The following is a 12,689-nucleotide window of genomic DNA, read 5'->3' on the forward strand; positions in this document are numbered from 1 at the left end:
TTTCACTATTATAACTTGTGAGAGTTCCCACAGATTTTAGAAATTAATCCGCAAAGTTCAGATCCCAACTTTTTTCAGAATTCTTCCACGAACTCACGTTATAATAAGTATTTCTTGTAAAACGAGTGCAAAAATTCCCACGACCTTTGTTGGAATTGCAGTTGTATTTTGAAATGTAAGAACCTTGATATTTGATTAGAAATTTCTAAAGGACCATTGTTTCATCTTTTTGAATATACTACATTCTTTTTTTTCCGTAAAAATTGAGTTTTATTAAAAGTTTAAAGACTTGCGTCAATTAGAATCATAGGCTCGTTTCAATTTAACAATGTCTATTTTATCCATTTGCAACATTGCCTGTAATACCCTCTGTGATTTTTTAGGATCTTTATCTTGTAAGTAGTCTCCTAAAATTGATGGAATGATCTGCCAACTTACTCCGAACTTATCCTTTACCCAACCGCATTTTTGTTTTTCTCCTTGGAAAGAAAGTTTTTCCCAATACTTGTCTATTTCTGCTTGTGTCTCGCACTTTATAAAAAACGAATATGCTTCACTGAACGTGAAAGCGTGATCCAAACCGCTATCCATTGCCATTAAATCTTGACCGGCAATTGAAAATACGGAACGTTGAACGGTTCCTTCTTTTTCGCTTTGATCTGTCGTATAACGTTGTATGTCGTTTATTTTAGAATTTGGAAATTGAGAAGTATAAAAACGAATTGCTTCTTCCGCCTTTCCGTGTTGTTTTCCTACAAACATTAAAAAGGTTACGAGATCGTTTCCTTCTTTCGACAAACAAACCTGCCAAGAAACTCCGAACTTATCCTGCACCCAACCAAACTTTTCGCTGAAAGGATACTCTTGAAGTTCCATCAACACAATTCCTTCTTGAGACAAAGAAGCCCATATCTTTTCTATTTCTTTGGAAGTTTGACAAGATAGAAAAAAGGAAATCGCAGGTGTAAATTTAAAATGAGGACCTCCGTTAAAAGATAAAATCTCTTTTCCGGAAATTGCAAACGTAGCGGACATTACCACGTCACCGGTTTGATTTTGACTCAGAAGCTTCCAATCAGAAAAAGTAGAAGCATAGAGTTTCAACGCTTCTCCTAAATTATTATCGAACATCAAAAATGGCGTTATCTTTTGCATTTGATTCTCCTTGGTTTGGATATATTCAGAAATTTTAAACTTCTTTTATTTTTTTAGTCAATAATTACTTTGAAAATCCTTCGTAAACTTTACAAATAGATCTGATACCGCAAGATTCACAAAGTTCTCGTAAATACTTTGATTTACATTTTTTTAAAATTCCCAAGCGGCTCAACGCAAAATCTGCTTTTACAGGATCGTCAGGAAAAATTGCACGAAAAAAATCGGTGACCTCTTCCGCTTTTTTCCAATCGGAACTACGACGAGAACTCAGATTTAAAACACTTGCAATTCTTTGAATATGAACGTCCAAAGGAAATTGTAATTCTGAAGGCGAAATCGAGGAATAGATTCCAAAATCAGGAAATTCTTTTCGAACCATCCATCTTAAAAACATAGAATATCTTTTTAAAGAAGTAGATCGGATTCCTTGACCAACTAAAAATTTATATCCGTAACTTTTAGTTTGTTTAGAATCAATTTTTGAAGATTCTTTCAAAAATCGGAGTTGAAACGATAAAATTCTACGCCTTAAAGAACCACCTTCTAAAAAAGATTTTTGATCTCTTGAAGAGAATTGAAATTCTCCTTCTTCAGGCAAAGAAAAAAGAGATTCAAGTCCATGGCCTTCGGTAGTCCTAAGTTTATTTTGAATTGTTTGCAAAAAAAGATATGTATCTTCAGGTTTTTGAAAACGATACGATTTGAGATTTTTTCGAATCGATTTAAGATCCTCGTTTAAAAGAAAACGATAAGGAGAATTCCCACAAATTGCAAAGATCCGTTTGAGATGATCCTTAATCGCAGTGATGTTTCCATAAGAAAACAATGCAGATATAAAACCGGAAATTTCTCGATCTCTCAAATCAGAGAACAAATGTGGAAACTCAACCGGATCAGATCTGAGATAATCCGATGTTTGGTATTCTAAAAATAAATTTTCTAATACTCTTTTGATTTTTTGAGAAGATCGATTCAAGACTCTCTTTTCTTTTTAGTCGCTAAAAAAGTTCTAGATTGTAATTCTCTCGAAAGAGACTTTTCCATAAATAAAGACGCTTCCCACAAAAGGTTTGGATCAATTCCAGTAGAAATACCAGACTTTTCTAAAAAATATACAAGATCATCTGTGGCTAAATTTCCCGCAGCACCTTTTGCGTAAGGACATCCACCTAAACCACCCGCAGAAGAATCAAAAGAACGAAGACCCATAGAATAGGCCTTTTCCACATTTGCAATCGCCATTCCGTATGTATCATGAAAATGACCTGCTAGTTTATTGGCAGGAATTTCTTTCAAAAGGACTTCTAAAAGTTTTTCTACTTCTGTAGGAACTCCAGTGCCTATAGTTTCTCCCAGAGAAATTTCATACGCACCTAAATCCAAAAGAATTTTAGAAACTTCTAATACTTTCTTTGGATTCATCTTACCTTCGTAAGGACAATCGATCACAGTAGAAACATAACCTCTTACTTGAATTCCATCTATTTTAGAAAAATTGAATATATCTTTAAACCCTTCTATAGATTCAGAAATTGTCCGATTGATGTTTTTTTTAGTAAACGATTCGGAAGCGGCTGTAAAAACCGCAACTTCTTTGTAACCTGCACTCTTTGCGGCTTCGTAACCTTTAAGATTTGGTGTCAGAGCAGAAAAAGAAACGGAACCGTTTAAATCCAGAAAGGCGGAGAGTTCGGTAGCATCCGCTAATTGAGGAATCGAATCTTTTTTAACAAAAGATGTCGCTTCTATATTTTTTAAACCAGCACGAACCAAACGTTGAATAAATTCCGCTTTGACCTCTGTAGAAACTGGAGATTTTTCATTTTGTAGCCCATCACGCGGCCCCACTTCTGTAATTTTTATTTCCATTTACTTCTTATTCAACCTTTATACTAAAAACCTGCAAGTCAAATAACAACTGAGGTGATTACGAAAATGCTATTTTACTCAGGGCTATAAAAGAGTATATAATTCAATAATTTAACATTCAAATAATGTGAATTCGACTTAATAAAATTGGGACACACCGATGTTGCCGGACGCACGATCAACAAATTGAGGATTTACTTGAAAACAAAATCTTTTACTGATTTCAATTTGTTATAGAACACGATCTGTCGAGTAACCATAGAAGTGAAACGCTTTAGTTGCTTCAAAAGACCCGGAAAATTGAGCGAATGCCTCTGGATTCAGGGAGTCGTTGCATTGAGTTTTTTATTCACCCAGATTTCCTTACGCCGAACTCACGTTATTATTAAATTGAGTACCATAAATTTTTATTGTAGAACACTGTTTCATTACAAAGAGCTAAGTACTTTATAACATAGTTATGAATACTAATTCCTATATAATAGATTACTATGAACTTTTATACAAACCGTATTTAAAAACTAAATCTCGGGTATCCTATTATATAACTCTAAATAACTTCTTTACAGAATAGAATATTAAAATTATTGAAAAATTAATTTTCTTCCATTTTGTTCATTAAAACGAATGGGGGAAAATCGGTTGTGTAAACATGATTTTTTTAATTATATTATAAATTTTTAATATAATTTACCAATTAGAATCAAAATTCCTAAGCCTGAGTAAAAATTTATCGTTTCTTTTGGATTCAAATAATAGACAAATACAATAGTAAAAATTAATTTTTAGGAAAATCTTTGAACCAACTAAATGGGAACAACTTAAATTGATCCTAGTCGCCAAACTACGATTTGATGAAAAAACTTGAGAAAAATTTTGGATTTTATAAAAGTTCTCTAATCCAGGAAAAGCAGTCCCCGGTTTTACCCAGGGACCAAAACCAAACCAGGCTCACAATTTAGCCTAATTCATTTTTCGGGAGAAACCTTAAAATTCCCCTCACCTTTTTTTTAAAACTTTCATTTTTTTTGAAAATCTTTTCGAGAGGCTCTCATTAAAATTACCTTACCTACGATCTGATCTCTATGAGACTTTAAAAAGAACTTACCTTCCGGTGTCGCTACCTTGTAAGAAGGAAATTCTTTAACTGTCTCAAACTGTAAGTTATTGCCAAAAAACTCTTCTAACTTAGGCAACCATTTATCTTGAACTATCAGATAACGTTGACCATCTTTTTGAACCGAATCAATTAAAACCGCCGGATCAAATAAGGTTCTCGAAATTCTTTTAGAATAATAAGCATACGATCTTTTAGAAGCAGGAACTCCAAAAAGAAACAACTTATCCTTGTTAGGTTCGTATTTACGAATCCAAATTCCAATTTCCTTAGAAGGTTGAAACGAAGTCAACATAGGATAGAGATATAAACTCACAATTGAAAAAAAGAGAGAAGCCGAAAAAATCCAAAACGCAAGTAATCTTCCAATTGTAGAAGACTTAAAAAACACCCAAAGAAAAACCCCTAAATAAGCCAAAGGAAGAATCAAATAACTCCAACCTACTTCAACGCTGATCCAAGGAATTACTAAAACAGCGATCAAAAAAACAACAGCGGTAACTAAAAGCAAACCTTGATTTAACTTATTGAACCAGCTTTTATTTTTTTGATCTTTGAGAGAAAGTAAAATCGATTCCAAAACCCCCGAACCAATTACAGCAGCAGCCGGTAAACACCAATAGATATATTGAGGAAGTTGATACCTGGAAAAACTGATCAAAAATAAAAACAAAAATAACCAAAAGCCTATAACAAAATCTAGATTAAAATATTTATTTTTTAGTATATTCTGAAATACTTCTTTACCTTTGTTTTGTTTCAAGAAAGTCACAATTCGATCAAATACAAACCCAAAAAATGGAAGTATAAAAACTCCGAAAGCCCAAGAAAAATTGGAATAAAAAAACAACGGATTGAATTTCTGATTGTACATCTTTACATAAAAACGACCAAATGACTGAATCCATAAAAAGAAATAAGGGCCATAAGTCTGAAACTCAAGATACAGTGGAATCGACCATAAAAGTGGAGGTAAAATGGCAAGTAAAACCCCTGGAAATAATTTCATTTCCAAAAGTCGCCTCCAATCCCTTCGAAATAAAATATCTCCTCCGATAGAAATACTTGGAATTACCATAGCGATCGGCCCTTTTGTGATAAAACCCAACCCCATGGCAAAGTACATTAGATAATAATAATTTTGATTTCTTTTAAAACCTAAATAATAAAAGGTATGAACTAAAATGAGATAGGGAGTTAGATAAACGTCTATCTTAGGATCCACTACCATAGAATAAAGCCCCGGAGAAAGTGCGTATAAAAACACAGAAATCCAAGCCCTAAGACGACTTTCGGAATAAAGTTCGGTAAGTTTGAAAATTCCCCAAAAAGAAAAAAAAGTGAACAAAAGAGCTGGAAGACGAAACGCAAAATTTTGATAACCAAAAATCAAAAAAGAAAGTGATATTTTCCAAAACGTAAGAATCGGTTTATCTAAATATCTTCTACCATTATCTCGGATAAAAAAAGGATTTCCTCCTTCTACCATCTCCCTGGAAATTTCCGCGTATTGAGAAGAATCTATATCAATCATATCTAAAGGAAGAGTAAGTATCAAAGGTAAAACGGAAACGATCAGAAATATAAAAAGAATCCAAACGGAGATTGGCTGTTTATTATCTACAGAAATTTGATTCATAAAAACCCCTTCTATTAATCCATAAATCCGGATTCCATCACGCAAGTATTAAAACCTTTGCATGTGGTTTCAGATTCAAAACAAGGAAGAACAAAACCCTGTTCACGGATACAACCACTTTCACAATCGATCATCATTTGATTTTTTTCCAACTCTGTAACTTTTACATGTTTAAAGTCGTTCATCGCACACTGAACAAAGAATTTACAAGCGGAATTACATTTTTGTTGAACATATTCCTGGCAGGAAACGAAAGGTAAAAGATATAAAAAAAGAATAATAGTTCTTTTTGGATTCATGGCCCCATTTTTCGGAAACGAAAGTGTAGGTCAACTTTTTGAAGCGAGCATTCCACAAGCTCCAAAAATATCTTTGCCAGGCGACCTTCTATTAAGTATAGGAACTCCGGCGGGTTCAAGAAGAGCAATAAACTCTGCGATTTCTTCTCGAGTAGGTCTTCTCCAACCGAAAAATTCGGTATTGAGAGGAATCACGTTAATTTTACAATCAAGTGACTTAGCAATTTTTACGAGTTTATTCGCGTTTTCAAACCCCATATTCACTCCAGGAATCATTACGTACTCGAAAGTGATTCTTCTTTTTAACTCTCTCGTAAAATCTTTGGCCGCTTGTAAAAGTTCGGGAAGAGAAAATTTCTCTTCGATATCCATGATTTGTAATCTGCCCTTTGGATCCGGATGATTGAGTGAAATTGCAAAATTATAAGGTTCTTTATTTTCTATAAAACGCCTGATCCCGTTTACTACTCCGGAAGTTGAGATCGTAATTCTTTTGGCTCCCAAATTGAGCGCATCCGGATCGTGAAAGATGGAGGCAGCACGAATCACGTTGAAATAATTATGAAGTGGTTCCCCCATTCCCATAAATACAACGTTAGTCGCTTTGTCTCCTACGATTTTTTCCACCTGTAATATCTGATCTACGATCTCATGTGCCTTTAGGTTTCCTTGAAATTCTAATTTTGCAGTTGCACAGAATTTACAATTGAGAGTACAACCTATCTGGGAAGAGATGCAGATCGTTTTTCTTCCACCGTCTCCAGATGGAATCCAAACCGCTTCGAATTCTTTTCCATTTCCTGATTCGGACGTGAACGTGAATTTTTGTGTTCCGTCCACGGATTTAAGTTGTTTTACAACTTGAAGATGAGTAAGAGAACAAAGTTCTTCGAGTTTTTCTTTGAAGATTTTAGAGAATGTAGTAAATTGGTCCCAGGTTTCGTAACGATTTACATACAAACCATGATAGATTTGTTTTGCTCGGAAAGGTTTTTCTCCCAGAGTAATCATGATTTCAGAAAGTTCTTTTAGAGTTCTTCCTTTTAACGGTATTTTTTCGGTTTGGTTTTCTCCAAGGTTTTCTGAAATCATAAACGACCTTCTTGGTAGATTTTTTTTCAGCTCCCTGGAACGGATACTCTTTTCAAACTATAAGTTCATCACAAAAAATAATCTTTCGTTACAAATTTACGTATTCTGTGCATCTAATGTTAGTTCAAAATTAGAACTCAGATACACAAATTTTATTGAAAAAAGGTTATTTTACTTAGAACTAAAAGTGATTAAGCGTCTACAAATCTGGGCTAAAATCAGGAAACTTATCTGACAAATTCTAAGTTGTAAGAGTTCCCACAAATTCAAAACCTGGATGTAGTTCCGACCCAAAGTTCAACTGACAAATTCTAAGTTGTGAGAGTTCCCACATTTATAGAAACAATTAATACTTAAACGTATAAAATCGTAGCAGAGAAAGGGTTCGCGTAGACATAAAATTTCTGATATTACATCTACTCAATCTCTGGTACCATAAATTTTTATTGTAAACTTTGTTTCAGCGTAAAACACGGGGACCTGATTATAGTTCTGAGTAATTCCAAAAAATGAACAGATTTTTTGAGGCAAATATTATATTTTTAGACAAAACTCATATCATAGTATTATTTTTATACATCTTAATAGTAATTTTTTAGTTTCTAAAAAACGAAAAAGTTTCCGCATTTTAAACAACATCGTCCAATCTTTGTAAAAATAAAATCCAAAGATATATAAGAATATAATTAATAACTTAAATTCCCGCTTAATTTTGAGCTTGTTCCAAAACCGTCCAATGGGAACTACTACAAAAATTTAACAACAGTAGAACTGCTTAAAGGTTCGCAAATTACCAAATGTGACCTGTAGAGCCACCATAGAAGCCGATGCATTGAGTTTCACAAAAATGTAGATACTGTATTTTATTAAAAATTTCCAAAGAATTACGTGTAAAATTTCTTTGAGTTTTTGGGACAAGCTCTTTATAAGAATGTATTGCAACAAATTTAGATTTCATTCAATCTTAGATTATATCTTCGAAAAATCGAAAGAAATATTACATAAAAATCCATTACTTTTATATAAGAAACTTTGCTTTGATTTATATACAAAAAAATTCCCAAAAAGAGAATTATAATATAAGAATATTCTAAAATAAATTCAACCAGGCTTTTCGAATATCTTGTTTTTCCATAAAATAGGTCCCGATCAAAGCCGCGTCCACTAATTTACGAAAAGTGTCCAAGTCGGAACGTTTTTTTATACCGGATTCACCTACTTTTACTATGTTAGGTGGTAAGAAGGCGGATACTTCTTCTACCAGATTCTGATGAATTTGAAACGTATCTAAATCTCTCGTATTGATTCCAATAATTTCCGCACCACAATCCAGAGCAAGTTTCGCCTCATCCGAAGTATGAACTTCAACCAAACAATCCATTCCCAAAGAAGAAGCTAACTTTAAAAAAGACTTAATCTGTTCCGGAGTCAAAATTCTGACGATCAATAAAATTGCGGATGCACCGAAAGCCCTTGCTTCCCGAATCTGAATTTCATCCAGAATAAAATCTTTTCTTAAAACTGGAATTTTCAATTCTGAAGAGACGTCCTTCAGATCTTCCAAAGAACCTCCAAAGTAATTCTGATCCGTAAGTACAGAAATAGCAGAAGCGCCTAACTCTTCGTATGTTTTAGCGATTTGAACCGGACGATAATCCGCACGAAGTTCACCGGCCGATGGACTCTTTCGTTTACACTCTGCAATAATGGAAAAGGTTCTACTTTTTAAAGAATCACGAAGACTGAGACCACGATGTGGAAGAGGGTCCCAGGCTGAAATTTTTTTGATTTCATTTTGTTTTGTAGAAATGATTTCCCGGAGAACCCGGTGAGGTTGAGAAGAAGACATTCAGTTTTAAAAGGACTTTAAAGCCTCGTCTTCGGTTTCGCAAATATCGAAAAGAGAAGTTAACTCGATTACATCAAAGATTCTTTTGACTGCAGGTTTAATATTACTAATTTTTAATGCACCTTCTTTAGAATTCAACTTTCTTAAAGTGGAAATACATGCTCTAAAACCGGAAGAGGACATATAATCCACTTCTTGCATATTCAAAATTACTTTTTTATGGCCTTGATTGTCGATCAGGTCATTTAGATTTTCCTCTACCTCGTTGGCGATGGAAACATCCAAACGTCCTTTGAGATAAACAATCAAAACACCGTCGCGTACTTTATGATCGAGCAAGGGAATAATCCTTATAGTTTTTTGCTACTGACAACTATCGGGGGCGAAAATAACCTGTCAATCACTGTTCAACGATTTAAAAATGAAATTTCCAGAGTCCTTAAAAGGCCTAAAAATTCTCGTTTTAGGGGGAGGAATCTCCGGAAACTCGGCTCTTAATTTTTTAATTTCCGAAAAAGCCCAGCCGATTCTTTGCGATCGAAATCAACCAGAAAGAACCGTTGTTCCCTTTTTTCCAGATAATATTCCCCCTCAGTCTCTTCCTGAAGTTTCATTGGTTATTAAATCTCCTGGAATTTTACCAACTCATCCAATTCTTTCTTATGCTGCGGATAAAAAAATTCCGGTTGTATCTGAGATTGATTTAGGAAGATATTTTTTTAAAGGAAAAATTATAGGCATTACCGGAACCGACGGTAAATCTACTACAACTTCTTTAATTGCGCACCTTTTGAAAGAAAGTTTTCCCGATCTAAAAGAAGGTGGAAATTTAGGAATTCCTTTTACCTCTTTTTGTAAAGAATCCATTTCCCTGGCCGTTCTAGAACTCTCTAGTTATCAACTTGAAGATTCATCTCCTCTTCATCTGGATGTGTCCGTTTTTCTGAATCTTGCTTCTGATCATTTAGAAAGACACAAAACGATGGAAAATTATTTCCAAGCTAAACTTAAAATTGCGGATCTATCTAATTCAAATCATACTTTGATAGTTTCTGAAAAAATCAAAGAAAGAATTTTAAATTCTATTTCTTATCAGTGTAAACTTCTTAGTTTCGGAAAAACTTCCGATTCAAATGCATTTTTAGACGAAAACTCTTTGAAAATCAAAACTTCAAAGTTTGTATACGACATCTCTAAGTTTTATCTTCCAGGAACTCATAATAGAGAAAATCTCGCTGCGTCCATTCTCGCTGCAGAAGAAATTGGTGGAAAACCAGAATCAATCCAAACTAGGATTCCTCTTTTTAGAGGTTTACCTCATCGTTTTCAAATCGCTGGAGAAAAATTAGGAATTTCGTTTATTAACGATTCTAAATCAACGAACTTACATAGTATGCTCGCGGGAATGGCTACTTGGAAAAATATAGATCAGACTTGTTTAATTTTAGGCGGTAGACCTAAGCAAGAAGACTTAAAACCACTTTACAATTTTCTAATCAAAGGAATTGGCTGTGTAGTTTTATTTGGAGAGGCCAGGGCCACTTGGGAAAGTGGAATTAAAAATATAATCGGAGAAAAGCTCTACTGCGTTGAAAATCTAAATGATACTTTTGAAATATTCAAAAAAGGAAATATATTTCCCGTCCCCGGTTTAAACAAAGATATAATAATTCGTCTTTCCGATAGCATTTCAATTTCCTCTTTTGTTTTTTCTCCGGCTTGTGCAAGTTTTGATCAATATAAGAATTTCGAAGAAAGGGGAAATCATTTTCTTTCCCTAGTGAATGATTTTCTAGACCAAATTGATTCTTAAAATTTTATCTATTGAGTTATAAATATTAACGTTTTCTATCTTTAGTTGGGGGCTTACGGGGAATTTTTACATTTTCGAAATTTTACAGTAAAATCTAAATTTGTAATAGTTCCCACATTTTTCAAATTTGGCTGTAGTTATGACCCAAGATTCAAAGATAAAATATAGTGGTTTGTAATAGTTCCTACATTTTAAATTCAATCACGTTCAACGTTCAAACAACAAAAAATATACTTTTCAAACGATTAATCCATTCTGTTAATCAGAGCATCATACAGTAAAACCACACTACTATGAGCTTGTCCCAAAATCGTCCAATGTGGCAGCTACTAGGAAAATTTAACAACATTAGAATTGTTTGAAAGTTCCCAAATTGCCAAATGCGACCTAACTTGTAGGAACTATTATACTTTATTAAGAATTTCTAAATAATGATCGCATAAAATTCTTTGAGATTTTGGGACAAGCTTTAAATTCAGACACGGTCCTACATTCGCCCAAACCTTATTACCATAACCAACCTCACAAGTTGAATAGGATTTTAGAATCAAAATGAACTCAACAGAACGGGCTTTCTATGGATCGCCGTTCTGGACTCAAAAAGGCACATTTTTCAAGTGTTCCGACAAGAATGAGTCTTTTTACTTGCAAAAAGTATGTTTTTCTGATAGAGAAAAATTTTCCGAACCACCCAAAAATAGGGAAAACTCAACACAACGCTCTTTATGAATCGCGTTGTGGAGTGGGAACTAAGTTTTACAGAGGATTTGTCGTAACTCCGGCAGATTTATATTGAGATCAAATACTTGGTTATGCCTTCTTACCGCCAACTTCGCTTCTAAATTAACGTGAGTTCGGTGTAAAAAATCTATTTTATAAAACCTGATTTTTCCGTAAAAATAAAATGTGGCAACTATTACAAATCCAGGTTTTATTTTACAGTTGATTTTGAAAATGTAAGGGCTCTTAAAGATAATTCTAAAAACGTGGGAACTCAATATTTAAAAATTTATAATGTAACTTAATCTCTGGGAACTATATAATTTTTAAAGAATATATAAAAAAATCAATTCTCCATCTCGTTTCTGTTTCATGAAATAGTCAATTGAAGCAATTTTATTAATCGCGCTATGAATTTTTTTCAACAACTCTAATTAATCAGAAAAAGATCTAATATTTCCGATGAATTTTATATTTACCGATGAGCGCGAATCATAATTACCTACAAAAATTTGATTCTTGTCCTTCCTGACCCCTATAAAATTGAACACTGTAATCTTTTATTACAAAGCTCTATTTCAGTAAAAAATATTCGGTACTTTATTATATAATTCTGAATAGAATTTTATAAAAGTTCTCTAAACTGGCAAATATGCCAAAAAAGATCTCATTGATACTTAACTAAAACTGAATAAACATTCAGAATTGGAAAAGATTACAGATCAAAACCCAAATATAATTCATATATATGTTCAAAATAAACAGATAATCATTTATCTTCATTAATATCCCTAGCAGTGAAAAGTTTTGTTTTCACTGAGAAGCAAAAAGAATGAAAGAAGGTGAAAATGATGAATATAATTTTAATAGGTTTCTTTTTATTAGAAACATTAGAAAATCTATATACAGCTTATGTAGAATATTTTCTAAAACAGACCTTTTTAGATAGCATACAAAAAATTTCTAAAACGGATCGAAAGCAAAATGAAATACCAGTTCTCCCAATTTTTAAAATTCTGATCTTTCAAGTTATATCTAGTAAGGGAATCTTCTTAAGTTTATCTGATAATAAGATCAATCAGAGATACAAATTATAAAGATTCGTGTTGTTTAAAGATATTAATAACAATAGA

Annotated in this window: 10 protein-coding genes; 2 read left to right on the plus strand and 8 right to left on the minus strand. The window is 33.2% G+C overall.

What is annotated here, in order from left to right; genetic code table 11:
- Positions 1-294: 294 nt before the first annotated feature.
- The 8 genes from BW942_RS19410 to BW942_RS19465 form a co-directional block, all read right to left on the minus strand.
- The gene (locus tag BW942_RS19410) at positions 295-1,155 is read right to left on the minus strand and encodes a VOC family protein (protein ID WP_001169645.1); all 861 of its coding nucleotides are present in this window, start codon (positions 1,153-1,155) and stop codon (positions 295-297) included.
- Between the two features lie 64 nt (positions 1,156-1,219).
- On the minus strand, positions 1,220-2,134 hold the full coding sequence (locus tag BW942_RS19415) for a TIGR02757 family protein (protein ID WP_001082135.1): 915 nt from the start codon (positions 2,132-2,134) through the stop codon (positions 1,220-1,222).
- A complete protein-coding gene (locus BW942_RS19420) occupies positions 2,131-3,027 on the minus strand; it encodes a hydroxymethylglutaryl-CoA lyase (protein ID WP_000403254.1) in 897 nt (298 codons plus the stop codon). Before BW942_RS19420 ends, BW942_RS19415 begins: the two co-directional genes overlap by 4 nt.
- 1,019 nt (positions 3,028-4,046) lie before the next feature.
- The gene (locus BW942_RS19435; RefSeq protein ID WP_001071951.1) at positions 4,047-5,783 is read right to left on the minus strand and encodes an ArnT family glycosyltransferase; all 1,737 of its coding nucleotides are present in this window, start codon (positions 5,781-5,783) and stop codon (positions 4,047-4,049) included.
- Positions 5,784-5,797: 14 nt separating this feature from the next.
- Positions 5,798-6,082 (minus strand): Cys-rich protein, encoded by a 285-nt coding sequence (locus BW942_RS19440; protein WP_001068430.1) that lies wholly within the window; start codon positions 6,080-6,082, stop codon positions 5,798-5,800.
- Positions 6,083-6,112: 30 nt separating this feature from the next.
- Positions 6,113-7,174 carry a dual-specificity RNA methyltransferase RlmN gene (gene rlmN, locus BW942_RS19445; RefSeq protein ID WP_000622607.1) on the minus strand — a complete coding sequence of 354 codons (1,062 nt, stop codon included), beginning with the start codon at positions 7,172-7,174 and terminating at the stop codon, positions 6,113-6,115.
- A gap of 1,090 nt (positions 7,175-8,264) precedes the next feature.
- A complete protein-coding gene (locus BW942_RS19460) occupies positions 8,265-9,023 on the minus strand; it encodes an indole-3-glycerol-phosphate synthase (RefSeq protein ID WP_000099241.1) in 759 nt (252 codons plus the stop codon).
- Positions 9,024-9,029: 6 nt separating this feature from the next.
- Positions 9,030-9,362: an STAS domain-containing protein gene (locus BW942_RS19465; RefSeq protein ID WP_000884017.1), complete on the minus strand. Its 333-nt coding sequence runs from the start codon at positions 9,360-9,362 to the stop codon at positions 9,030-9,032.
- Positions 9,363-9,444: 82 nt separating this feature from the next.
- Between BW942_RS19465 and murD the strand changes: the two genes are divergently transcribed.
- The gene (gene murD, locus BW942_RS19470) at positions 9,445-10,836 is read left to right on the plus strand and encodes a UDP-N-acetylmuramoyl-L-alanine--D-glutamate ligase (RefSeq protein ID WP_000671558.1); all 1,392 of its coding nucleotides are present in this window, start codon (positions 9,445-9,447) and stop codon (positions 10,834-10,836) included.
- 1,571 nt (positions 10,837-12,407) lie between these two features.
- Complete coding sequence (locus BW942_RS19480) at positions 12,408-12,653, plus strand: DUF1563 domain-containing protein (protein WP_001021444.1); 246 nt, start codon at positions 12,408-12,410, stop codon at positions 12,651-12,653.
- Positions 12,654-12,689: the final 36 nt, after the last annotated feature.

It is taken from the genome of Leptospira interrogans, assembly GCF_900156205.1.
GTDB classification, from domain to species: domain Bacteria; phylum Spirochaetota; class Leptospiria; order Leptospirales; family Leptospiraceae; genus Leptospira; species Leptospira interrogans.

Excerpts from the sequence above, each read along its gene's own strand:
- BW942_RS19410 (WP_001169645.1), bottom strand. The coding sequence starts at position 1,155 with ATGCAAAAGATAACGCCATTTTTGATGTTCGATAATAATTTAGGAGAA.
- BW942_RS19420 (WP_000403254.1), bottom strand. The coding sequence starts at position 3,027 with ATGGAAATAAAAATTACAGAAGTGGGGCCGCGTGATGGGCTACAAAAT.
- BW942_RS19435 (WP_001071951.1), bottom strand. The coding sequence starts at position 5,783 with ATGAATCAAATTTCTGTAGATAATAAACAGCCAATCTCCGTTTGGATT.
- BW942_RS19440 (WP_001068430.1), bottom strand. The coding sequence starts at position 6,082 with ATGAATCCAAAAAGAACTATTATTCTTTTTTTATATCTTTTACCTTTC.
- rlmN (WP_000622607.1), bottom strand. The coding sequence starts at position 7,174 with ATGATTTCAGAAAACCTTGGAGAAAACCAAACCGAAAAAATACCGTTA.
- BW942_RS19460 (WP_000099241.1), bottom strand. The coding sequence starts at position 9,023 with ATGTCTTCTTCTCAACCTCACCGGGTTCTCCGGGAAATCATTTCTACA.
- murD (WP_000671558.1), top strand. The coding sequence starts at position 9,445 with ATGAAATTTCCAGAGTCCTTAAAAGGCCTAAAAATTCTCGTTTTAGGG.
- BW942_RS19480 (WP_001021444.1), top strand. The coding sequence starts at position 12,408 with ATGAATATAATTTTAATAGGTTTCTTTTTATTAGAAACATTAGAAAAT.